The organism is Gaoshiqia sediminis (assembly GCF_025907915.1).
GTDB classification, from domain to species: Bacteria; Bacteroidota; Bacteroidia; order Bacteroidales; family Prolixibacteraceae; genus Gaoshiqia; species Gaoshiqia sediminis.
This window is the reverse complement of record NZ_JAPAAF010000020.1, coordinates 47,922-71,729: the sequence shown is the minus strand read 5'-3', so window position 1 is coordinate 71,729 and position 23,808 is coordinate 47,922. Positions and strand designations below refer to the sequence as shown.

The window sequence follows — 23,808 nt, the reverse complement described above, 5'->3', positions numbered from 1 at the left end:
CTAAAGCCTCCTGTCATAACCTATTAGCAATATGAATTATTATTCATACATTTAACAACGCATCCACACGATGGATAAAATACTAGAACGTTAGCCGTCAGTTTAGGAGCAACACTCACCAAAGCAGACAACCAGATAATAAAGTAACATTGAGCAATAATGACAGAAGAACAAAAAAAATGGTTTGACAAACTATATCAAAAAAGACAAAACACGGCAACAACGCTAATGGACGACTTTGCCATTAGCAATATGTGGAACAGTGTAATTGAAAAATATAGTGACCAAGCTCATTTCATTTACGAACTTTTGCAAAACGCAAACGATGCAAAAGCGACAAAGTCATCATTTCAATTAACAAAAAATGGACTTTATTTTAAGCATAACGGCACAAAAAACTTTTGGGTTTCAAATCCAGACAATGAAAAACTAGACCAACAGAACAATAAACTTGGTGACATTAACGCCATTACGGCAGTTGCACGATCAAACAAAAAAGACCATTCAACTATTGGAAAATTTGGAGTTGGTTTTAAGGCGGTTTTTCAATACACCGAAACTCCACACATTTACGACCCAAACTTTCAATTTAAGATTAGCAAATTCATTGTTCCAATTAAATTGGACAATGATTTGACAGACCGACAAAATAACGAAACTGTTTTTTATTTTCCTTTTGACAAGCAAGAAACCGATGAAAACGGCAACTTAAAAATGCCAAAGGAAAAGGCTTATTCAGATATTATAGACAAATTAAAGAAATTAGTTTTCCCAACATTGTTTCTATCCGACTTACAAGAAGTTAAATGGCAAGCAGAAAACAACGAAGTAGGCGAATACACCAAAAAAGGAACAAAACAGAAACAAGCAGAAGACATTATTTATGAAAGAGTTGAACTCAATCAACAAGTCGGATTAAAACAAATAAAAGAAAACTTATTCTTATTTACGCGATTAACAGAAGAACACAATCTCAACTATTCTATTGGCTACTTTCTTGACGAGAATGGGAAATTGATACCAAAACAATATTCTGCATTTTGCTTTTTCCCGACCAAGGAAATAACAAATCTCAATTTTATTCTTCACGCCCCATTTCTACTCACAGATAGTCGGGAAGGAATACATCGTTCTAAGGAACACAACACAAAAATGGTAGAGTTGCTTGCACAACTTTCAGCCGACAGCTTGCTAATTTTGAAAGATTTGAAAGCAATTAGCGATGATATTATTGAAATAATTCCATATAAGAATATTGAATACGGTAATGACGGTTTTTTTGATGATTTCTATTTTAAAATCAAAGAGAATTTACAAACCGAAGAAATACTGCCTGCTAAAAACGAAACATTTGCCAATAAGCGAAACGCTTATTGGGCTGATTCTCCTGATTTGGCAAACTTATTTTCAAACGAACAGCTTGCTGAATTAGTTAAGAATCAAAATGCAAAATGGGTATTCGTAACTATTGGTAGAACAAAGGATAAAGAAATAACAGATTATATTGACGGTGGTTCTGAAAGGTCTTGGGATAGGAAAGAGCCACAGTTGATTAAATCTAATATGGATTTTGAAAATAAAATTGCTGATTTAATTACAAGCAATTTTATCAAAACGCAATCAAATGATTGGCTTCATAAATTTTATGAATATCTTTCTGAAAGAAAATCTTATCAAGACAAATTTAAAACAAAACCTATTTTTAAGGACTCTCAAGGAAATGCTGTCGCTGCATTTGACAAAATTGGTGGAGAGTTACACGGTATTTTGTTTTTGCCTTTAGACGAAGCTAATTCAACTTACAAAACCATCGACCTTGAGCTACTTAAAAATAAAAAGACAAAGGAATTTATTGAAAACTTCGGAATTAAAAAGCCGAGTTTGAAAGATGAAATCTACAATAACATATTGCCATTGTATGAAAAAGATGGAGAAATTGATACAGAAACACACTTTAAGAAGTTTTTTACTTATTGGAAAAATGCAGGGCGACCAGAAGAGTTTATTTCATTAATAGAAGATAAAGAGTTTGTTTCTTACAAAACAAACGAAGATGAAACAACCTATCGCGGAATAGCTAATGAAATCTATTATCCAACCACAGATTTAGTAAAGTATTTCGAATCAAAGCCAGATACTAAATTTGTTGACCTAGACGACTACTACTCTTTTATCACAGAAGAAAAAGAGCAACAAATTCTGAAAGAGTTTCTTTTAAAATTGGGTGTAAGTCTGTTACCAAGAATATTTGAAAAAGAAATAACCGATGCTTCGATAAAAGCAAAACTAAATCTTAGAGAATCAACATATGGTTACAATGACAGAAACACAACTACCGATAGAATCATTGACGGTTGTAATGAGATTACCAAAAATATAGACAATGAAAAATCTTTAATTCTATGGCGTTACCTGAAGAAATTGTCAAGCTATGAATATTCCCAAGGAAGCCATAAATACTTTTATTATTCCCAACAATATCAATCCTTTGAGTCTAATGCTCTTACTCTACTAAAAAAACGAAAATGGTTATTAGCTGATAGCGGTGAGTTTGTCGCTCCAAGTGAAATCTGTATAAATGAATTATCTAACGGTTACGATAGTAATTCAGAATTAGAACGGTTATTAGGATTTAAGCCATCCGTAGTTTTAACTGAAACCGAAAGAATCGCATCTAAATTTGAAAGCGAAGAAGAAGCCGAAGAAGCAAGAAAAGCACTAGAAGAAAAAAGAGAGAAAGAAAAACGAAAAGCAGAACGAAAAACGTCAGGAACAAATACATCAGTTGATTCAGAAGATTTAGAAGGTGCGATTGAAAGTTTAGAAAATCTTTCAGAATCTGTATCAAAACCGAAATCGGAAAAAGAAAAAACAAATACGTTACCTGACTTTGACGAAGATGAAGAACTTGCAAAAGGAATTGAAGATTTTAAAAAGCAACTTGAAATCAAAAAAAGCAGAGTTGATTTAGCAGAAAACATCAACAACAGCGTAAAATATTCTTACGATTGGTTTAAAGCGTATTTGCAGTTGCTTACTACTTACGGAGAAAAGCAAGACACACAGAAACAAAAATCAATTTCGTTTCAGGAAATTAAGCCATACAAAGCCGATAATAAATACTTTCTACTTTGTGGTGCAAGTAGCTACATATCGCCTGAAATTGAAAATGCAGACGATTTTAAAGTTTCGCTTGTTTTTGGAAACGGCAATAGAGAAAATATAACTGTTGAAGGTGTTTCTAAAAAAGGGCAAGATTTGTTGATTTATTGCCGTGAACCATTATCAGGCAATACGCTTTCTCGATTTTCAAACATTTTTAAAGTTGAAATTAACTTTACACCTGTTATTGACTTACTTGACAGATTATACAAAGCGTTTACGAACGACAATTATATTGACGAGTGGGAAACCATTCAAGAAGCAATACCTTCTTTGAATTTCATTTATGGACCACCAGGAACAGGTAAAACAACAACACTTTGTAATAATATAAACGACATTTTAGCTGAAAATCCAAATACGAAATTTTTGGTTCTTACGCCAACTAACAAGGCAGCGGACGTAGTTTGTAAAAAATTACAAGACATCAATCCTAACATCTACGCTGTTCGTTTAAGTCGTCCAACAGACCCTCAATTAGAAGAAAGTGGTATTTATGTGGATACATTAGACAACAAATCACTACACAACATAAATGTTGTTACTTCAACAATTCATCGTTTTCCCTACTTTGAAATCAATGGCGAAAAAGACGGAGAGATTTTTGAATACAAACTTTTTAAACATAGAAACTTTGACTATGTAATTTTTGATGAAGCATCAATGACGGGTTTGCATTACATCACATTTGCAATAATGGCTTTATTCAAAACAAATCCAAACACAAATTTCATCGTTGCAGGCGACCCGAAACAAATTCCACCTGTTATTGAGATAGATGAAAAAGAGTTGGAAAATTTTGACTTTCAAGACGAAAACATTTACAAAATGATGAACCTTGAAAGTTTTAATCCCGAAGAACAGATAATTAGAGAAATTGACACAATTCAAAATCTTGATAAGCAATACCGAAGTATCCCACAAATCGGGCAACTTTTTAGCGAACTTTCCTATTCAAGTCTATTAAAACACGACAGAGAAACGAACAGAAAAGAAAGCAAACAATTGCCCGAAAAATTTAAAAAATTGATTTCGTCAAACGTAACATTTGTTGATATTCCGCTAAATCAAGACAATTCTATTTTCAAAGTAAACAAGCTATTTTACAGTTCATATCATACTTATTGTGCAATTTTAGTTTCTGAAATTATCAGATATTTTGACGAAATAAATGAAAACGAACAATGGACAATCGGACTAATTGCACCATACAAAGCACAAGCAATTTTGCTGAATAAATTGATAACATCTTACGGTATTTCTGAAAATGTAAAAGTGTTTTCCGACACAGTTCACGGTTTTCAAGGCGATGAATGTGATATTGTGTTTTTTGTTTGCAATCCAAACAACTATTTCTATTCAGGACACGAAAAAGCACTTTTGTCAAAAGAATACATTTACAATGTTGCAATCAGCAGAGCAAAAGATTATTTGATTGTTTTGCACCCATATACGGCTATTTCAAATCCGTTTATCAATAAAATTGGACATTCATACAAAAACAACTTTGGCAACACAAAGATTTTAAACACTAATGACATTGAACAGATATTGTTCAACGACAGAAACTATATAGAAACCAACAGTTACATTTCAGGACACGACAACGTAAACGTTTTTGGACTTTCTGAAATGAAATATTTTATCAAAGCCAACGATACAGCAATTGACATACAATTAAGAGACTTGAAAGAACATAAAACAAATGACTTGACAGTAGAACGCAATAATATAAACCAAAACGGTGGACTGAAAATAGTCGGCAAGATAGACTTGAGTAAATTTGAAAAGCATAAAAAATGAAAACCGAACGGCTAACATCGTGTATAAAACATTTGGCAGTCAGGTGGTTATCGAGCGTTCCAGCTCGTATCAAAAGTAGTTGTAACTTGACAGGAATGTGCTTCGAAATGCCAAACGTTTCATATACGAAACCATGACGGTTTATAAATATTAACTTTTAAATAATTGTATTACAGTGTCTTGAAGCGTGTTTTGAGAGGCATTTCTGAATATGGTGGACATACATTTTGCCATTATTTTTTTAGCAAAAAATAAAATTAAAGCTGTTGATAACTTTTTGATTTTACCATTTATTGCTCAGAAAAATCAGATTCAATGTCTTTCTTGGCTGTTTTTCTTCACAATACTTAACCCCATAGTGGAAGTGTAACCAAACCTTTCTTTGCTTGTTTCTCTACTGTACACTGATTTAGGAAAAAATTCCTTGCCAGCTTGCCATAAGTACTTGTCAATTTGCTTCAAATCGAACTCCTCCAGATTGTAGTAGGTTCTGAACTTGATTAGAATGTCTTTATAGTTTGAGTAAACCCTTAATTCGGATTTGTGGAACTTGGAAAAATTATCTTGCTTTTTCAATGCCATTAGCAGCTTCTCGACATAGCTATCATAAATAGGATAGTGTTTAGGTTTATGATGGCTGCAATACTTTGTTGCAAATGAATAGAAGTTGAATTGTTTTTTACCGTTGATATTTACTTTAGCAATATCATTCACCAGATTTGTGTCATTATTCTTAAGTCTTTTATCAACATCAATTGAAATGATGTGTTTGGCTACTGAAAATGGCGAAAATATATTGGTGCTGTAAAAATCATTTAATGAACAGACCTTAATAAGTACTTCATCCATTTCAGTGTTATAAGGATATGTTTCTGTAAAAAGCTTCCTTAAACTATTTTCTTGAGCAACATAGTTTTCTAACGTATCCCATTTTTTCTGATACATAGCGACTATTTGCTTTGTCGGTGATGGTATTATCATTCATTTTCAGTTTTGATAGTCCAAGAGATACAATTTAAAGCACCTCCATGTTTAACAATCTCCGACATATCAACTTGTTTTACATTACCCAATTGTGCATAATGTGGAAAATATTTGGAGATTTGCTCAAAGGCTATATCATCTTCCGTAGCTTCTATTTTTGGCACGAGTATTATATCTTTGGTTTGAAGGAAGTTAATATAGGCTATATTTTCTTCATTCTCTTTTTGTGTCGAGCACCTCAACCATTCAATGTTAAGCTTAGCTTTCTTAAGGGGAGCTAGTAACCGTTCTTTAAAAATCTTATCGGCGTTTTCATAAAAACCGCTGACTAGAACTGTGCCATCATCAATAAATCTTATCATCCCATCAGCATGTCCAAACTCACATTCTTCATCCCAAGGAATTAAAACTACTTTATCAACTTCAAAGGTTTCACGCAACTCTTTTAATAAATCCTTCTTGGAATAAGTTCTTCGATTCTCCCAAACGATTTTATCAGTTAAGATGATGCAATCAGTGGATTTCACCAAGTTGCCGCCATCCAAGATAATATCTGATTTTATGGGTTTTAACCCCATAGCATCACAAACAATATCCGGGTAGGTTTTTAATTCTCTCGTCTGTTTTTTGTCGGAATTTCCTTGAAGGTAATTGGGGTCGTAGCGAAACTCAATGAATTTATTGTCAGAAATTTGAATTGGCATATAGTCTCTTGCCCAAATATCCTTTGTCTTTGGTAGTAGCTCCACAGAACATCCGATTGAATTGAGTTGGTCATTAACAGCACTCCAGACGTAAGCATTCGGCCTAGTACATATTGCCAGCCTAGAAATTCAGGCGTTTCTTTGATGGCAAAAAATGAGAATGACACTATCCACATTTAAGAAACTCTATCAAGAGTACCTCGAATCCGGTCTAAACGTAAAAGACTTCTGTGCCAATCAGGGTTTTGTTCCTTCAACTTTTTATTACTGGAAGAAACAATTAGGGGAAACAATCCAGCCTCAGCCCGAGCGATTCGTTCCACTCGTCTTTGATTCTAATCAACCAACCACAGAAAAGCGAACAGTCCAAGCTCTCGAAACGCGTTCCGGAGTCTCTGGCAATAATGCACCCATAGAGTTCGTGTTTCCCAATGGCACCAAAATGGTGATAAGAGACAACGTAGATATGAGTTTGCTAAAAGCGATTGTTCACCTATTTGATTAATGGCCGATGTTTCATTTACATGGGAAGCTAAAGTACTTTCTTTACCCTGCTGGAGTGGATATGCGTAAAAGCTTCTACACCCTAAGTGGCATTGTTACCTCAAGCATGAAACGCAATGTTCAAAACGGAGAGGTTTTTATTTTCGTCAATAAAAGATTAACCACCATGAAGATTCTGCATCTGGAGTACGGTGGACTGGTAATCTATCACAAGAAGCTAGAAAGTGGTGTCTTTAAGTTGCCAAGCTTCGACGAGGGCCTCACATCTCACGCTCTTGAATGGCAAGATTTGATGATGATTGTGAAAAATGTGAAGCCTAAAAAAAGGCTCTTGAAAAAGCGACAAAAAGAAGCATCTTTTCAACTTTTTTAGGTGTGAAAAATTGGCTGAAAGCCCTGATTTTACTATCTTTAAGCTCGTAATCAAGCTGTGAAAAATGAGCGATTTTGCAACCGATAAAGATGTGTTAGTCCAGGAGCTTCTTCATGAACGTGACGAGCTATTCCAGGAGCTTTCCCGGTTGCGAAAAATTGACAATGGGGCACTGGGTACCCTGGAAGCTAAAAATCAGGAATTAGAGTCTGTAGTGGCTCAAAAAGACCAGCAAATCAATAAACTTACCGATCAACTGGCATGGTTTCGCCACAAGTTTTTCGGAGCTTCGACCGAAAAGTATATTGCAGAAGACCCCAATCAGAGGAAGATTGAATGGGATGGACTCGAGATACTGCCCGAAGAAAAGATAGCTATAAAAGCAGCTGAAAAAGAGCTAATCGAATATGAACGCCGCAAGCCTGAAAAAGAGAAAATGAAGGCTGTGCGCCTTGCGCTTCCTGATCACCTTAGACGAGAGACAGAGGTCATAGAGCCCGAAGGTCTACAAGATAACTGGGTCCGCATTGGCGAGGAAGTAACTGAAATACTAGAACACAAGCCCGGTGAAGTATATGTGCGCCGCATAGAGCGTCCCAAGTACGCGGTAAAGCCATCAGCAGCAGGGGAGAATGAAACCACTAAGGTCGACGCAGAAGAAACACCGGCCATCCGTATTGCTTCATTACCTCTGTTACCTTTACCCCGTAGCAATGCCGGATCCTCTTTGCTGGCTGAGCTCATGATGAACAAATACTTTTACCACCTTCCCTTTCATCGTCAAATATCCATGTTAAAGATGGTTGGTGTTAGATTGCCAGCATCAACGATTAATGGTTGGTTCCAAGGTAGTGGCGATTTGCTTCGAGCACTTTATCTTCGCTTAAAGGATATCATCCTGGAATCTGATTATATCCAAGTCGATGAGAGTACTGTACCGGTTATCAATAAAGAAAAGCACAAAGCCAGCAAAGCCTACCTCTGGATGGTTCGCTCTGTAATGGATAATCTGGTTTTCTTTCACTACGACAAAGGCTCCCGGGCTCAAAAAGTTGTTGTTGATCTATTAAAGAATTATCAGGGCGCCGTTCAAACCGACGGATATCAAGCATACTCAATCTACGAGCAAAAAAAAGGTGTTTTGCTCCTTGGTTGCTGGGCGCATGCTCGAAGAAAATTTACGGAAAGCCTTCCAGAAGACAAAACTGGAGCCGAGTATGCATTGGCACAAATAGCTAAACTCTATCAGGTCGAGGATATGGCCACTGACCAGGATTTGGATTACGAGCAAAGAGCCGAACTTCGAAAGCGATTGGCTTATCCAATCATGCGTGCTTTTGAAAAATGGATTGAAGCAAATCATCCCAAGGCCCTACCGGGCGGAAGGATGAGCAAGGCACTGGCCTATACACACGGTCTTTTCATGCGGCTCTCGCGATATCATTTAGACGGTCGTTATTTTTTGGACAATAATTTGGCAGAAAACGCTATTAGGCCTTTGGCCGTCGGAAGAAAGGGATATATGTTTTGTGGCAACCATGAGGCGGCCGAAAATGCGGCAGTTATGTATTCTCTATTGGGATGCTGTAAGACCAGTGATGTAAACCCCAGAGAATGGTTGACCGATGTGTTTAGCAAGATTGCAACTTACAATAGCAATTATGACTTAGACCTGGCTGACCTTTTACCTCACAATTGGAAAAAATCCAATACCTGTCAGAGTTTCTCAGAAAACTCAAACTAATTCCGAATAATTCTAAGAGATTCCACTACAACCTAGAAAATTCCAACTCTCAGGCCGGTATCCCCGGCTTGAGAAAATTTCTTACTTTTACAATACGTGGCAGGCCGAATGCTTACCTCCAGACTAAAGGAAATCTGAAAATAAGAAGCTTTGAGAAACATGTTTTATCTGTCTGCCAATCCGCTATCATTTCAACGCATTAAACTGTTTATTAAAGAACTTTTTTCGATCCTTTAAGTACTCTAAGTATTCTTCCTCAGAGAAAATGTCGCTTTTATCATTATTGCAAAAATAACAGGCTAAAACACAATTCTCTGGATTGTATATATTAGAATGGGAATCTCTTCTTTCAACTTCAAGATGTTTCCCTCTATTAAGTCTTTTTGTTGAAGTATATTTTTTTTCGAATAGTTCTGCGTTGATTGCTTCTTCTGTTTTGCAATAGTAACAACAACCGTCTTGTTTCTTGTATTGGCCAATGAACCAATAATAAAAGGTATAAAAGTCATCAAAGTGAAAATTTTCACCTCTTTTATTATTGTATAATTGTCTTATCCTTCTCATTTCCAAGATTTCCGATTTTCTTTCAGCATCAATCTCGAAACATAAACTGGTAAAGACATCACGCTTTATCTGTAATTGTTCACAAACAGCTTGCGCTCTATTACATTTAATGAAATAATTGTCATATATATAATGTTTTAAGTTCTGTTCCATTTGCTAAAGCTTTACTCCCAAGTTTCATTTCTTAGTTTTTCTGCTAATTCGTTGACATTATTTGCATTGTACTTCTTTGCTATGTTTTTAAAGTACTTTTTACTGCCATAAAGACCTCCATCTGAGACTTTCCTGAAATTTACCTCTTGCCGATTGTGAAGTATGAATACTTGGAGGTTTCTATCTTGGATTTCATTAATTCTATATTCAAATAATCGAACTTTTTGTAAAGCTTCATTTATTATTGTTTTGTCCTCAATGTCAACATTCTTCCATTTGATGTATGCTTTACTTCCTCCTCTTTCTACAACAACTAAAGCTTTGATTTCATGTAAATATTTTACGTTTTTGTTTTTATACCCACCAAAATATAGTGCTCTTTGGTGATTATACATTCCGCCTGTATCCGGGCACATATATACATCATGTTCATGAACTTCTTTTATGGTTCCAGAGCAATTCACAACATCTAACATGTGTTTCCATGTTGGTAAATAATTATTCTGTTCTAGGAAATCACGAAATTCTATTAAAAATGTCTTGTAATCCCTAGTTGATTCAACTGTTTCAAGGATCCCAATAAGTTGTTCAAAAGAAATTGGGCAAAGTGTGATGTTAAAATCTCGTCTGGCTTTTTCTATTTGTATCTTAAACTTTTCTTCTAAATCATCAATCTGAAAATTAGCTATTAGAAAAAGGATGTTGTAATCATTTTCTCTTTTAAACCCAGCTAAATGTCTGTCAATTTGGTCGTCATAAAACCAGTCAAATTGCTTGGTTTCAAAATAGATTGAGAATGATTTTTGTTCAATAACAATATCCGGAACACTCGTTGTTTTTCTTACTTGTTGTTCAAAAGATGGATTGATAACGAAGTCTTTGCCTGTTAAAATAGCGATGACCTCCTCAAAACTTTTAGGATTCTCCTCATACAGAAGCTTTAGGATTAGTCCGCAATGGTTAGATAAAATGTTTTCTTTCGTATGATAATCATTAAATAGACTTAATTTTTTTCCCATAAAAATGCTAAAACCTTCAGTTAAACAATGATTCCATAAAATTAGTGGAATTTTTGAGAATCATTCGTTTTACTTAAATCATTGTGAATTCAATTTTGTACTCCTTGATACGAAAAGAGAATTCTTTCCACCCTCCTCAACCACCCATCCAAAAACTTCGCATTCTCCCCCTTTCTGGCAATTACCTCATAGTAATGAATCCGAGCCGCTTTGATGGCATTAAAGAGCTGCTCCGGGTTGCTGGCATTGATGGCCGCAATGGTCTTGTTGCCGATGATGCCATCGAGTTTGAGGTCGCTGTCAAAGAAACGGTTCAGGACTTTCTGAACACCGCAGCTTCCCCAATAGCCGCTGTTGACACACCAGTCAAAGATGATTTCCTGCAAAGCCTCGTGGTTAATGGATTCGATGCGGTATTTATGGTAAAAAGTATGTCTATAAAACTCCTTGACCAAAAAGGTTAATCCGGGAATTTCGATTTTTGCATTGTGCTTGATTCTGCCCACTTCCGATTTGTAAACATCAATCACAGCCCAGCCTTCCCAATCCGGGTGGAGGTTCCGGGCGATACCCATATAGGTCTCGCCACCTTTGTCCCCGGTTACATTGGCATAATAGCCTTCGTGGCGGATTACGCCTTCAAACAATTCATCAAATGTCTTTTTCATTCTTGCGTTTGGATTTAAGGTTTACTTGGTTTACTCCGGCAATTGCCCCACCAAACAAGAAGTCGATGATGGTGCTTAGTTTGGTGGAGATACCACCGTTGATGCTGCTGACAAAGGCTATTTGCCAATCCTCCAGTTGGATGTTTCCAAAGATGAAATACTCCAGCATGAGCACGGTAAGGCCGCACCATGCCACCAGAAAGAAAATGGCAAAGGTCTTTTGCAGCCAACTGTCCTTGGCATACATATCCCGTGCTGAATCCCTGTCGGTAATGGCCAGCTTGAAAAGCTCCATTTTCCCCTGAAGCTTTTCTTCCTGCGTGGTGAATATCTCATCAATGAGTTTCGTGCCTTCTTTGAGGGTTTCTGTCACCCCGGCATTGGTTAGTTTTCCAAATAGTCTCATTATTTCTCTACGAATTTTAGAATGGTATCCAGCTTCTCATTGAGCTGCTTAATGGTTTGGTGGAACAGCTCCTTGCTGACGTAAATCTCCTTGGAGCTGTCCCGTAAATCGGATATGCGTTTGTGCAGGATGGCAAACTTGGTCTCACAGGCATCCATCTCTTTGGTCAGGTGCGAAATGTCCTTCTCCAGTAAATCGGTTTTGGCATTCACATTTTCCTTGGTGGCATTCTTGGTGATGGCATTGCGGATAAGGAATGAAATGACACCCACCACCAGCGACCCGGTGGTTCCCACGGTCACCCAAAACAGTTTGACGGCTACTTCCTCCATGACTAAAACATTTTAATGGTTTCGGTACTGCCGCCCGGAAAGCGGTTCTTTTCCATTGTGGCACTCTGGTTCTCGATGTGCATGATGGCATCCACGTCATGCTCCCAATCGCTTCCGCCTTTGGAGCTGCCGTCCCGGTTGGCTTTGAACACCAAAATGAAGGACGTTTCCGGGTACTGCTTTTTGAGTGCTTTGAACTCATCGGGCTTCATGCCTACGGTCTGGGTACTGTCGAGAAACACGGCATCATAACCCCGGAACTGCTTGGGGTTGTAGTCCTCCACAAAATGAATGGGACTGCCGATTTTTAAGCGCAACAACTTTTCCTGAAGTGAGCCTTTCACACCTTCCTCGTTGGAGACATACAAAGCATTCAACCCACCTTTGACCAGCTCATCGGCCAAGAGCATGGCCACGGAGCTTTTCCCGTTGAAGCGGTTGCCGTAAATCATCAGGTAAAAAGGCTTGTATGGTTTGCCCAATAGCCTCCCGAACTTTCCCCCAATGGCGAAGGTGGAGAACTTCATCTTTGCTAACTGGTCAGCCGATACCACCTGTCCCGGAGAAACCACATGACTTGTGGTTCCTGTTAACCCCTGTAAATCATTGCCACCCCTACGCAAGGGCTTGGTAGAAGTGGCTTTTACTTTCCCACTCCGGCAACTCCTTTCAATCCGTTTAGCTGGATGTTGGTCACCAACAGTTTGTCGCTGTCAAGGTAGTCCTCCAGATGTTTCTGCACTTGGTTGACCCGTTCATAGGCATTGTCTCCGGAGCTGACCTTACCGCTTTTCTTGGCATTCTTGATGCTGGCCAACAGGCGTTGCGCCTTTTGGATGGTGATGTTGCCATAGAGGTTGATGAACCGCTTGATAAGGGCAATGGCCGGACTGACACCGTAGCTGTCCACAATGTTTTTCAGTTTGCTGTGCAGAGCATCAGGAATCTCAAAGGTGCAGGACGAACCCATCTGTTTGTAGGTGCTGGCAAGGTCGTTGCCAATTTTGCTGATTTCATCGGCATACTTGCTGGTCTTGCGGATGGTTTTTTCGGTGGCCGCCTTTTGGATGACCTTGTAAAGAAGCGACACCTGACGTTCGGAAACCTTTTGCCCGTGCATGGACAGATAGCGTTTGATAATCTTAATCTCCAAGGGCATTAACGCCACCTCGTTAGGCTTGCGCTTGATTTGTTTGGGTGCGGCCTTCTTCCGGGCTGTCGCTTTCCGGGTTGCGGTCTTTTTCTGGCGTGACTTGGAAGCCGTCTTCTTGCTTTCAGACTTTTGGGAGGCTTTCTTTGCCGTCTTTTGGGGAGCTAGGGACTTCTTTTTATCCGCTGCCTTCTTGGGTGCATCTTTCAGAAAGGGTTCCACAATGCGGAAGTGGTTATCCAACATCTCCTTGATGTCCTTGTCATCGTTGTAGAACTCTGCAAAGGAGCTGAACTCCTTGTGCGCTTCCTGAGCGGCTTCGGGCAGTTTCTTGAAATCAATATTCTTTGTGGCTTCCTTGTAATTGGTTATTGTCAGTTTCATGCTGTATGATATTAAGTTCTAACACGTTTGTATATTATTCACCTCCCTTTGCAAGGGCTTGTTTTTGCTTGATGATAATGGCCTTAGCCCGTATTTTGGCCAGCTTCAGTTTGCGCTCTTTACCGACAATCACCCCTTTGTTGATCGTTCCCTCTTGGTTTAGGTCGATGTACTCATCGGCTCGTTGGGAGGTAAACGGTGTGAAGGATTTGATGGAGAGATGGCTTTTCATAGAAGCTATCAGGTGGTCGAAGCATTTGTTGATGCACTCCCGTTCCTTGCCTTGCGGATAGACCGGGAAGCCGAACAAGCTCCCCGAAACAAGATAGTTGTTCACCCGGCCTTGCTCTTTGAGCTTATCGGCCACATAACACTCAAAGCTCCTGGCAAACATCTCGGCGATGTTGCTCCAATAGGAACCTTGCAGCTTTGAATGGTAATACAGGAAACTGTCAGTTGGCTTTTTGCCTTTGATGTCGTCCTGATGGTAGCTGACCATCGTCCCCTCGATGTGGTAATACCCAAAGCGAAGCATGGCTACCATTCCGGCCATGCTTTTAAGCAGGGGGCTGTCCGGGATATGGTTTTTCAGGTTGTACTCCATCTCACTGATGAAATAATCCCAGCTCATAGAGGAGCGTGAACTGGTCAGGTATTTGCGCCTGCTGCCAAACTTATCCATTAACAGGTCTAAATACTGCTCGGAGCGCAAGGCTGGTTTGGTCAATGCAAAACCATTCAGATAATGGTCGAAGAAATGCCCCCATTCGTGGGCTACCGAACCATCCCCGTTGCGCTTGGTCAGGTTGATGAGCTGGCGTGTGGGGTAATAAGTGGCCATCGCTTTACCGCCCCGGCCAAAAGCCCCGAAGGCAATGGCAAGTTTTTCATTGATGGAGAGGTTGATGTCCAACACTTCGCACAAATCCACGATGGCAGCCACAAAATGACGGATATGTTCCTGCGCTTCATTGTCCTTCACATAGTTGCCCAATGTGAGCGATTTAAAATGGAGCCGTTCGATGACCGTCTTTTCATCCGCCTCCTCAATCAATAATCCCCCGGTGCGCTTGATGTAGGCCAAGGGTACGGCCTCCATCTTGGGCTTGGAGCTGCTTTGGGTGGCCGCTGTTTTCTTAATGTTCGCCCACGACCAGTCCGGCTGAAATTCCTTATTGGGGAACTCTTCTTTTTTCTGGTTGAACTCCTTTTGGTGGTCGCCAATAAACCGGGTACACACCTGCGTCACATACTGGACGTATTGCTCCACGGTGCGGACACTACTGAGCATTCCGCCCCGGAAGGTCAGGTCATTTGTCCGGTGCTGCCTCATGTCCGCCTCAGAGATTATCTGCTTGGCCGAATCAATGCAACGTTGCTGGCGTTCGATAATCCGGTCGTAATACGCTTTTAGGTTGTTGTAGTGCGGCAAGGCTCTCTCTCTGGAGATGCCTGAATACCTGCGTGCATCAATCAGGGTTTGTTTGGCTGCACCCACACCGTTACCATAGCCATATAGCACGAATACCAGATTTCGGAGCTGCTTTCCGAACAGCATCCCGAAGTCTGTATTAGGTACGATTTGCCCATCGGTAGCGATGGGCAAGAGCTTCTTTAAGTCTTCAATGGTCACGGCCTCGTTGAAGACGGTATTGAAAGCCTCAGCCATTTTCACGTATTGCTCCCGTGCCAGCTTGGTATTGGCATGGGGTGTGGCCGGGAATGCTTGACGAAGCTTTACCTTTAAAAAAGCGCACCCCGAATCCGTTCCGTTTTCCTTCTCCAGTTGTGGGTCAACCTTTGGAAAAACCTTGTCTTTTTTCACCAGCTCGATGGCCGTGGCCTCGTCCTGTTCGATGCTTTGCAGGTCGCTGGAGCTGATGAGCTTGCTGTACATGGCCTGTTCCTTGCGTGAGCCATGCACCCGTTTTCCGGCATCCTTGTATTGACGGTTCTTTTGCTTCTCCTGCAAGGCCTTTTCCACTTCATCCTCAATACCACGAAGTTCAGGAAAGCGGTCAGTGCGGAGCTGAATCTTCTTTGCCTTACTCATAGGATGGTCTTGATTTTAGGATGGGAACCCAACCCTGCCACGTTGCGCATCTGCTTTTGTAGAATCAGGATGGCTTTAGCCCTGAGCTTGACCAACTTTAATACTTTGGTCTTATCCTCGTTGTCCGCTTTGCTTTTCTGAAAACCTTGCTTTTGTTTGGCCAGTCGCTCAGGAAACTCCTTTTTATCCAGCTCGAACAGTTCCATTGCCTCCTTGGTCAGGCTGTCCACGGTGTCAGTTCGGGCTGAACCTTTTTCAAGGTATTCATCGAAGTAATGCCGGGGTATCTTCACCGAAAGGCTGAACCGTTCCCCAAAGATTTGCAACAGCTTGGGCATGTTGCTTTCCGTCACCGAAGCTTTCATGTTGCCGGAGACCATTTCAAAGCCGTCCCGGTTGTTGACCAGAAGCTTTACCACATCCTTATCGGTGTAAATGGGAATGTGGCTCTTGGTCTTGGGCATGATAACTTGGAAGTTGCCATCGTAATGGCGCACGATGCTGATTTTGTTTTCGGTGTTGATGGCCGCACCGCTGCGAAGGCTCATGATGTGCTTTTGCAGCTTGGCAATGGGAGCCACTACATAAGCATTGGCTTTGGAATCGCCATTGTCTGGCGACCATGCCTCGCTCATCAGAATGCCTTTTTGAACCCCTTTGCCCTTGGTGGTATAACTCACCAGCTTACCGGAAAAGTCAGCCGAACCTTGCAGGATGTTGCCCGTGACGATGTAGCGGATTTGTCGGTCAGAGGTGTAGGCTTTGATGGCTTCGTCCCAACGGTTAATCAGGTTTTCCTTTTGGGAGGTGGTGAGCTGAAAACTTCTGGCCTGAATGCGCTCAATCTCCTTGGCCGTGTCACCCGAAGCCGGAAGGACAATGTATTTACGGCTGTCGGCAATGGCAAAGCGAAGCTTCACCGCTGACGGTGCATACGGGTTTTTGCGTTTGGGATTGATGTCGAAGCCTAGGAAGATGCAATAGGAATTGTCGCTACTGTCGGCCTCAAAACTCAATGCCGGGTAGAAATAACCATGCCCGGTACGAAAGAAACGAAAGAAGCTATTGAGATAGTTTTTGCGGTTCTCGCTCTGGGTATGTGTCCGGGAAATGGCTTCCTGTTTGGCCGTTTCAAGTTCCTCGGTGCGTTCGGCCAAGTGTGCGTTCTGGGCGGCCTTGTCAAATACCGGAATCTTCTGGAACGACTTTTCATTGACAATATCCGCAACCAGCTCCTTGTATTTGGTCTCAATTTCCTTTAAGTCCTCGTTGAGTTTGGCCTGAACATGCTTTTCGTGGCCTTGGATGATTTCTTCAGCTATGGCATCGGTGTCTTTTCCTTCCAGATGTTTCTGGATGAGCTTTTCCAGTTCTGCTTTGCCATAAGGTTTCTTTAAAACATTGCACTCGCATTTTTCCAGAAAGGTGTCGTTCCCAAATACCGAACGGCCACCTTTCCCGGCAATCACCACTCTGCGGTCTAAAGTCTCTGCTTTCAGGTCTAAGACTTCCACCTCAAGGTCATACTCGCCAGATTGTTTGAGGTACTCCACATAGTCGTTGTACCGCTCAATCACCTCTCCGTAAAACTTCTCCTGTTCCTTCACCGACAACACGGCCACACGCCCGGTCACTTTGGAAGCATCGCCTTCGGATGGCGTTTCATCACCGTCCTTGCCTTCAAATTTCAAGGGGTTGTCCAAGGCTTTGTTCAGCTCCGGGTTTTCCAGCATGTACTGGCGGACTACCTTGTCTCCGTACTTATTCAGGAAGTCATCCGATTCCAGTTGCGACTTGCTGTTTTTCTGGTTGGAGGTGGTATTGGCATCCAGCGATTTGAGCTTCTTTTTGAGCATCATCATAAACCGCTTCTGTGCCGGGATGGATGAGATGATGTAGTCGTAAATCGGCTTCATGATTTGCCCGGTGCGGTTGATGCGGCCACGCTTCTGTATTTCGGTATTGATGTTCAGCTCCGGCTGGAGGATTATCATCACCCGTTGCTTGACCTTTTCTGCCGGAACCTTATCGGTGACAATGGCATGAGCCGATGCCCCGGTGGAACCGGATTGGTTGATGAGCAAACAGTCGATTTCGTTGTCGTTAAACTGGCGGAATAGGCTGGCCGTGTTTTCCTTTTTGCGGTTCAACACTAAGGCAGTGGTATTGCCTTTCTTTGTGGAGTTGTACTGCACACAAAGCTTGCGCCCGGTCACCTCACCAACTGAATACCCGGCTTCACGAATTTTCTGGATAATCAAATCCAATGGACTGATGGTAATTCCTGTAGATGCTTTCTCAATGCGTTTGAGAATATCCCGGTAAGCAAATTGGGCATCTTCCGAAAGGTCGGAGATGTTGAATGTCTTGCCTTCGCTCTGGCCGTCAATGTCCTTTTCGGTGTAGCGAAGCACACTGTCCAGACCTTTCTCCAGCACAATGGAGAAATCACCGTTAATAATGTCATCCGGCTTGGCCATGTCCTCCAAGAAACTGCCCATTGTGGAGGCAAAGGCAATCACTGGCTTTTTGCCTTCCTTCAACCGCTTGATGGCATGTTCGGCCACATCTTCGGCATTGAGACTGAAAAGGAGCTGGTTAATCACGTTGAACACCTTGGAGAAATAGGGGATGTTGTCAACCCCGGCTTTCTCGGTTCCTTTGCGTGTTTCCACTTCCTTGCTTTCGGCTGCGGCAATCTTATCGAGCTGCTCCACCTGTTTGTTGATGTACTTTTCCTGAAAGCCGATGATGTCCCGGATGATGGAAGTTATCTTATCTGCGGTATCGGCTTGCTGGGCGGCTTTCTCTTTCAGCTCAATGTAGTTGACTTCCACACCTTCAAAGGAGCGTTCCCTGCGAATCATTTGACCTTCTGAAACCAATTGTGCGGCCAATATCTCTTGTAAGGCCACACCGCCCTTGGTGATTGCTTCCACCAAATCCTCGCTGGTCATGTTGGCATCGCTCATGGAGGTCTTTTGCGCATAGATGGGCATGTTGTCAGGCCGCTTGGCAAAGGTGGCCGACAGGAAACAAACCCCTTTGGTCTGGCGAAGTACATCCTGCATAAACTCACCTGTATTGGAGCTGCCCGAAGCGTTGTGCGCTTCGTCCATAATGATGATGTTACCACCGGAAACGGCACTCAAAAACTGCTGTTTGGCTGGCTTCTTGGGCTGGTTGAACTGCGAATAGGTGGCACACACAAAGTTGTAACTGCCCGGCACGTTCTGGTTGTTGATGATTCTGTCCTGTGTGGGCTTTTCCGGTGCTGAATAGACCACTTCACCGCTTTTGTCCATGATGTTGGTCTTGCTCTCCTTGGCATTCACGATGAACGGCACAAGGGCGGAGCTGCCAATGTCGGAGAGGTCACGGTACAAATCCGTAAACAGGTTGGGCTTTTCGGAAAGGAACACTGGCTGCAAGCCTTGTTTCACGCCATAGCGGATGAGGGCGGCTGCGGTTCTGCCTTTGCCAATCCCGGTCTGGTCGCCCACGATGATACCCTGATGGCGTTTTTCAATATTGTAGATAGCCAGTGAAACCGCATCAATCTGTTCACAACTCAAGGCTTTCACCAGTTCATCATTGGAGTAATCCAACTTCCCGGCTACGTAATCGAATAGCGGCTGACCGATGCTCTTTTTGATTTTACGGATGGCAATGTGCATCTCATGTCCCATGCTGTCAGGTACGGTGGTATCGAGAATAAACCCTTTTTCGGCTGCCGGGATATAGGCCATGCCCAACCCTTTGTGACCAAGCATCCCTTGCAGGTATTCATGTTCGTTTTGCGCCAACTTCTTGGAGCGGACAAAGCTCTTGTTGTCCTTGGTCGAAAAGCCCAATTCAACCAACCGGGAGCCAACGTGTCGGGGTGGCTTTTGGTTGAATTTGATGGTAATGCTTTGCTTTTGAAATAAAATATTCGACTTCATAGCTTAGGAGTGTTTAAAATATTTGGTGGCATCGGCCTTGCGCTTGAACAGCTCGCTTTTCATGCGAATGTTCCGAACCTTTCCTTTGAAGAAATCATCGTATTCAATCATCCCGTTGGGGAGCTTCTTCACAAGGATGATGTCGCCCTTAACCTCAGTCCAGAACTCATCTTTTCTGGCACGGAGACCGCCCAAGGATTGCTGTTTCTGTTTGAGCAGGATGGCCTTTGCCCGAAGTTTCATTTTTGTCATGTCGTTGCTGGTTGATTTGTCCAAGCCCACCCGTTCCCATAGTTCATCGTGTGTGTTGACCACGGTTTTTAGAGACGCATTGCCATGCGTCTTTACAAGTGGGGCTGCCCCTTCGGGTTTGTCTTTTGCCCCGTTGATAAGAATCAATCTGGTATTGATGGAAGTCCCCTGACGGGAATAGAGCTTTTTACCGTTGATGGGGATGATGTCATCCACATTGTAAAAGTGGTAGAGGTAGTTCAGGAAAATGCGGTTATGCCCGGCTGTCACCCGTCCCTGTTCGTCCCAAGTGGTGTGGCCACCGATGATGATGGCGGCACGGCCATCGTCCTTCATGCAGCGCAAAGCGGCCAGACACATGGCATGTTCCATCCGCTTAATCCGGAAGTTGCCAAACAGGATGGGTTCAGATAATGCACCAAAAGGCGGATTGGTCACCACACCATCAAACTTTTGACGAAAAGCATAGGGCGGTTGCAAGGCATCCCAACTGCTGACCGTGGCAAAAGGCTGGTCTTGTAGATTGCTCAAGCGCACATCATCCAGCTCGTTCACATAGGTCTGGTGATAGGGCAAGGCAATGGTCAAGAGTCCGTTTCCTGCCGATGGCTCCAGATAGAGTGGTTCCTGATGGCTGCGCTCCGGTTGCAAATGGGCATTGCCTACTATCTTGGCGTTTTTGTCACCCTTGACAATGTTCTTAAACGCCTTGTAGCCACTCAGCCCATCTTGTTTCAATACATAGCTGGAAGCCAGAAACGAAATGGGTGCAGGCGTGGAATATTGCTGCATCAGCACGCTCATGCTGGTTCGCATGGAGAGGTTGACCTGCGACTGGTAAAGGGCTACAATATCCAGATACTTCTCATAGGTGGTCAGGGAGCTGTCGTGGGCAATCTCACGGGCATTGAGTACAATGGCCAGCTCAGTGAACTCCTTAACCAAGTTTTTGTTGGTGATACCAAACCCCTTGGCAAGGCTTTCAATGGTGGTCTTGGAATGACGGAGACCTGCTTTTAGTTCTTCCCGAACCTTGGATATGTAGCCGCTTTTATTAGTCATTGCCCGAATTACCTAACTTACCCAAGCGCAAAACAGTCCCATCTTCGATAATCTCAAAATGCGTCACCCCGTCATTTTGCAGACAACGAACAAACTCCAGCAGAACAGGGGGGATGTTCCGTAAATTTTCATTCCAATCAGCACCAGCCTCTAAAGCCGCTTCATTAAGTCTGGCCAGTTTTTCTTGGTCTTCTACCGGGTAGCTCCGTTTTTGGGTGTTCGCCTCAATGGCTGCGGCCTGTTCAGGTGTGATGGTGACTGGTTTGTTTTGCACATTAGTATTCCAATCAGCTCCTGCGGTTGCACCTTCCTCAATCCCTGCCAGCTTTTCTTGGTCAGCCTGCGGATAGCTTCGTTTTTGGCTGTTGGTCTCGATGGCCTCAGCCTGTTCGGGTGAAATGGTGACGGGCTTGTTTTGCACGTTGGTGTTCCAATCGGCTCCCACAGTGGCATTGGCTTCAATACCTGCCAGCTTTCGTTCGTCCGCTTCCGGGTAGTTTCTTTTGGCCGTGTTGGTCTCGATGGCTGCCGCCTGTTCCGGGGTGATGGTCACAGGCTTGTTCTGGACGTTGGTATTCCAGTCAGCTCCTGCGGTTGCACCTTCCTCAATCCCTGCCAGCTTTTCTTGGTCAGTCTGTGGATAGCTGCGTTTTTGGCTGTTGGTCTCGATGGCCTCGGCCTGTTCGGGTGAAATGGTGACGGGCTTGTTTTGCACGTTCGTGTTCCAATCGGCTCCCACAGTGGCATTGGCTTCAATACCTGCCAGCTTTTGTTCGTCCGCTTCCGGGTAGTTTCTTTTGGCCGTGTTGGTCTCGATGGCTGCCGCCTGTTCCGGGGTGATGGTGACTGGTTTGTTCTGGACATTGGTATTCCAGTCAGCTCCCACGGTGGCATTGGCTTCAATCCCTGCCAGCTTCTGTTCATCGGCTTCCGGGTAGTTTCTTTTGGCCGTGTTGGCTTCAATGGCCTCGGCCTGTTCGGGTGAAATGGTCACAGGCTTGTTTTGCACGTTCGTGTTCCAATCGGCTCCCACAGTGGCATTGGCTTCAATTCCGGCCAGCTTTTGTTCGTCCGCTTCCGGGTAATTTCTTTTGGCCCTGTTGGTCTCGATGGCGGCAGCCTGTTCTGGGGTGATGGTCACTGGTCTGTTCTGAATGTTGGTATTCCAGTCCGCCCCCACGGTGGCATTAGCTTCAATCCCTGCCAACTTCTGTTCATCGGCTTCCGGGTAGTTTCTTTTGGCCGTGTTGGCTTCAATGGCTGCGGCCTGTTCGGGTGAAATAGTGACAGGTTTGTTCTGCACATTGGTGTTCCAGTCCGCTCCAACGGTGGCATTGGCTTCAATCCCTGCCAGTTTTTGCTTGTCAGCCTCCGGGTAACTCTTTTTTGCGGTATTGGCTTCAATGGCCGCTGCTTGTTCAGGCGTGATGGTGACAGGTTTGTTCTGCACATTGGTGTTCCAATCGGCTCCAACGGTGGCATTGGCTTCAATGCCTGCCAATTTTTGCGCATCAGCTTGTGGATAGCTGTTTTTGCTTTTTGAGGCTTCGATGGCTGTTGCCTGTTCCGGGGTGATGGTAGTGGGCCTGTTTTCCAGCCGGGTGTAATCGTTGGTCAGGTTCAGGTCGTTTTCCAACTGTGAAAGCTTGGTAGGTACGGCAATGTCGATGTTGCCATTGGGGTTGGTGACAAATCCACCGTGTATCTCCACACCGCCATTGGGCATATACACCGGACTTTTCTCGGCAATCAAGAGGTCTTCCACGTTTCCGGCAATAATCATCCCACCGCTCAGGGATTTCACAATGGTCTTTGGTCGAAACTCTGCTGCCGACTTGCTCCGGGCAATGTTGATGAAGGAACCCACGGAAGCCTTGTCCAAAATGGAATCCTGAACGTCCCGGTTCATCTTGAAGTAAGTATCCGAAAACACAATCTTGTTGTAACCCCGGTCTAAGGCACAACACTGGTTCACCTTGGCATCAAAACAGCAATCGTCAATGTTGATGGTGCTGTTCAGGAAGGCCACTGCACCGCTGACCGCATCAAAATACTCAAAGCGTATGTCGGCAAAGTTGACGGCACTGTTGTACACCTCGATGGCCTTGTCGCTTTGGAAAACCACAGGCTTGACGTAAGAGCCAACCGTCCCGTCCACCTTATTGGTGAGCGATTTGATGTTGATTTGATAGGAGAAATCACGCAACACCAGCCACGTCCCCAAGTCGTTGACGTAGGTTCCGTTTTCAAACATGATGTCGATGCTGGCCTTTTCGTTGGTGTGATACTTCAACGCTTTGGGTAGGGTGTTGAACAAACGCTGGAGCTTTGAAAAGGGTGTACCCTTGGGGATGATGATGGCTTTTTCATCCAGACTGTATTTAAAGCCAGTCACCTTCTGGTCTTTGGCCATGTCGAATACGCCCTGAAAGACTTTGTATTCCCCGTTTTCCATCCCCAGATACGCATAGTTGCCGTCACTAGCCCATTCTCCTTGCTTTAAGAGTGGAGGCGTATCTCCACTGAACATCTTTATTGTTGCCATTT

At 43.0% G+C, this 23,808-nt stretch carries 17 protein-coding genes; 4 read left to right on the top strand and 13 right to left on the bottom strand.

Annotated features, from left to right (window positions below):
- The first annotated feature begins 159 nt into the window (after nt 1-159).
- Entirely contained in the window at nt 160-4,965 is a 4,806-nt protein-coding gene (locus tag N2K84_RS13310; RefSeq protein WP_282592309.1) for a DEAD/DEAH box helicase, read from the top strand.
- Between the two features lie 312 nt (nt 4,966-5,277).
- Here the strand turns inward: N2K84_RS13310 and N2K84_RS13305 are convergent, their stop codons facing one another.
- Together N2K84_RS13305 and N2K84_RS13300 are read right to left on the bottom strand one after the other, a co-directional pair.
- Nucleotides 5,278-5,946: a hypothetical protein gene (locus tag N2K84_RS13305; protein ID WP_282592308.1), complete on the bottom strand. Its 669-nt coding sequence runs from the start codon at nt 5,944-5,946 to the stop codon at nt 5,278-5,280.
- Nucleotides 5,943-6,767 (bottom strand): agmatine deiminase family protein, encoded by an 825-nt coding sequence (locus tag N2K84_RS13300; protein ID WP_282592310.1) that lies wholly within the window; start codon nt 6,765-6,767, stop codon nt 5,943-5,945. Before N2K84_RS13300 ends, N2K84_RS13305 begins: the two co-directional genes overlap by 4 nt.
- A gap of 40 nt (nt 6,768-6,807) precedes the next feature.
- On the opposite strand from N2K84_RS13300, the gene tnpA reads away from it, so the two are divergent.
- The 3 genes from tnpA to tnpC all read left to right on the top strand — a co-directional run bounded on the left by tnpA (nt 6,808) and on the right by tnpC (nt 9,274).
- Nucleotides 6,808-7,158: an IS66 family insertion sequence element accessory protein TnpA gene (gene tnpA, locus N2K84_RS13295; protein ID WP_282592307.1), complete on the top strand. Its 351-nt coding sequence runs from the start codon at nt 6,808-6,810 to the stop codon at nt 7,156-7,158.
- A gap of 6 nt (nt 7,159-7,164) precedes the next feature.
- The gene (gene tnpB, locus N2K84_RS13290) at nt 7,165-7,530 is read left to right on the top strand and encodes an IS66 family insertion sequence element accessory protein TnpB (protein WP_282592306.1); all 366 of its coding nucleotides are present in this window, start codon (nt 7,165-7,167) and stop codon (nt 7,528-7,530) included.
- Nucleotides 7,531-7,594: 64 nt separating this feature from the next.
- On the top strand, nt 7,595-9,274 hold the full coding sequence (gene tnpC / locus N2K84_RS13285) for an IS66 family transposase (RefSeq protein WP_282592305.1): 1,680 nt from the start codon (nt 7,595-7,597) through the stop codon (nt 9,272-9,274).
- Between the two features lie 186 nt (nt 9,275-9,460).
- On the opposite strand, the gene N2K84_RS13280 is transcribed toward tnpC, so the two are convergent.
- The 11 genes from N2K84_RS13280 to N2K84_RS13230 form a co-directional block, all read right to left on the bottom strand.
- Entirely contained in the window at nt 9,461-9,991 is a 531-nt protein-coding gene (locus tag N2K84_RS13280) for a hypothetical protein (RefSeq protein ID WP_282592304.1), read from the bottom strand.
- Nucleotides 9,992-10,002: 11 nt separating this feature from the next.
- Entirely contained in the window at nt 10,003-11,010 is a 1,008-nt protein-coding gene (locus N2K84_RS13275) for a hypothetical protein (RefSeq protein WP_282592303.1), read from the bottom strand.
- A gap of 89 nt (nt 11,011-11,099) precedes the next feature.
- Entirely contained in the window at nt 11,100-11,678 is a 579-nt protein-coding gene (locus N2K84_RS13270) for a glycoside hydrolase family 108 protein (protein ID WP_282592302.1), read from the bottom strand.
- Nucleotides 11,662-12,084, bottom strand: coding sequence for a hypothetical protein (locus N2K84_RS13265; protein WP_282592301.1), 423 nt, complete (start codon nt 12,082-12,084; stop codon nt 11,662-11,664). The genes N2K84_RS13270 and N2K84_RS13265 overlap by 17 nt, the downstream gene beginning before the upstream one ends.
- The gene (locus N2K84_RS13260; RefSeq protein WP_282592300.1) at nt 12,084-12,416 is read right to left on the bottom strand and encodes a hypothetical protein; all 333 of its coding nucleotides are present in this window, start codon (nt 12,414-12,416) and stop codon (nt 12,084-12,086) included. Before N2K84_RS13260 ends, N2K84_RS13265 begins: the two co-directional genes overlap by 1 nt.
- A 2-nt stretch (nt 12,417-12,418) precedes the next feature.
- Nucleotides 12,419-12,943, bottom strand: coding sequence for a hypothetical protein (locus N2K84_RS13255; RefSeq protein ID WP_282592299.1), 525 nt, complete (start codon nt 12,941-12,943; stop codon nt 12,419-12,421).
- Nucleotides 12,944-13,059: 116 nt separating this feature from the next.
- Nucleotides 13,060-13,950 (bottom strand): hypothetical protein, encoded by an 891-nt coding sequence (locus N2K84_RS13250; RefSeq protein WP_282592298.1) that lies wholly within the window; start codon nt 13,948-13,950, stop codon nt 13,060-13,062.
- 34 nt (nt 13,951-13,984) lie between these two features.
- Nucleotides 13,985-16,003, bottom strand: a complete 2,019-nt coding sequence (locus N2K84_RS13245) for an LPD1 domain-containing protein (RefSeq protein WP_282592297.1) — start codon at nt 16,001-16,003, stop codon at nt 13,985-13,987.
- Entirely contained in the window at nt 16,000-19,947 is a 3,948-nt protein-coding gene (locus N2K84_RS13240; RefSeq protein ID WP_282592296.1) for a strawberry notch-like NTP hydrolase domain-containing protein, read from the bottom strand. The genes N2K84_RS13245 and N2K84_RS13240 overlap by 4 nt, the downstream gene beginning before the upstream one ends.
- Nucleotides 19,948-19,950: 3 nt before the next feature.
- Complete coding sequence (locus tag N2K84_RS13235) at nt 19,951-21,261, bottom strand: hypothetical protein (RefSeq protein ID WP_282592295.1); 1,311 nt, start codon at nt 21,259-21,261, stop codon at nt 19,951-19,953.
- A complete protein-coding gene (locus N2K84_RS13230) occupies nt 21,254-23,806 on the bottom strand; it encodes a hypothetical protein (protein ID WP_282592294.1) in 2,553 nt (850 codons plus the stop codon). The genes N2K84_RS13235 and N2K84_RS13230 overlap by 8 nt, the downstream gene beginning before the upstream one ends.
- Nucleotides 23,807-23,808: the final 2 nt, after the last annotated feature.

Bases quoted from the DNA above. Each gene is read 5' to 3' on its own strand.
- N2K84_RS13310 (WP_282592309.1), top strand. From the start codon at position 160: ATGACAGAAGAACAAAAAAAATGGTTTGACAAACTATATCAAAAAAGA.
- N2K84_RS13305 (WP_282592308.1), bottom strand. From the start codon at position 5,946: ATGATAATACCATCACCGACAAAGCAAATAGTCGCTATGTATCAGAAA.
- tnpA (WP_282592307.1), top strand. From the start codon at position 6,808: ATGAGAATGACACTATCCACATTTAAGAAACTCTATCAAGAGTACCTC.
- tnpB (WP_282592306.1), top strand. From the start codon at position 7,165: ATGTTTCATTTACATGGGAAGCTAAAGTACTTTCTTTACCCTGCTGGA.
- tnpC (WP_282592305.1), top strand. From the start codon at position 7,595: ATGAGCGATTTTGCAACCGATAAAGATGTGTTAGTCCAGGAGCTTCTT.
- N2K84_RS13280 (WP_282592304.1), bottom strand. From the start codon at position 9,991: ATGGAACAGAACTTAAAACATTATATATATGACAATTATTTCATTAAA.
- N2K84_RS13275 (WP_282592303.1), bottom strand. From the start codon at position 11,010: ATGGGAAAAAAATTAAGTCTATTTAATGATTATCATACGAAAGAAAAC.
- N2K84_RS13270 (WP_282592302.1), bottom strand. From the start codon at position 11,678: ATGAAAAAGACATTTGATGAATTGTTTGAAGGCGTAATCCGCCACGAA.
- N2K84_RS13265 (WP_282592301.1), bottom strand. From the start codon at position 12,084: ATGAGACTATTTGGAAAACTAACCAATGCCGGGGTGACAGAAACCCTC.
- N2K84_RS13260 (WP_282592300.1), bottom strand. From the start codon at position 12,416: ATGGAGGAAGTAGCCGTCAAACTGTTTTGGGTGACCGTGGGAACCACC.
- N2K84_RS13255 (WP_282592299.1), bottom strand. From the start codon at position 12,943: ATGAAGTTCTCCACCTTCGCCATTGGGGGAAAGTTCGGGAGGCTATTG.
- N2K84_RS13250 (WP_282592298.1), bottom strand. From the start codon at position 13,950: ATGAAACTGACAATAACCAATTACAAGGAAGCCACAAAGAATATTGAT.
- N2K84_RS13245 (WP_282592297.1), bottom strand. From the start codon at position 16,003: ATGAGTAAGGCAAAGAAGATTCAGCTCCGCACTGACCGCTTTCCTGAA.
- N2K84_RS13240 (WP_282592296.1), bottom strand. From the start codon at position 19,947: ATGAAGTCGAATATTTTATTTCAAAAGCAAAGCATTACCATCAAATTC.
- N2K84_RS13235 (WP_282592295.1), bottom strand. From the start codon at position 21,261: ATGACTAATAAAAGCGGCTACATATCCAAGGTTCGGGAAGAACTAAAA.
- N2K84_RS13230 (WP_282592294.1), bottom strand. From the start codon at position 23,806: ATGGCAACAATAAAGATGTTCAGTGGAGATACGCCTCCACTCTTAAAG.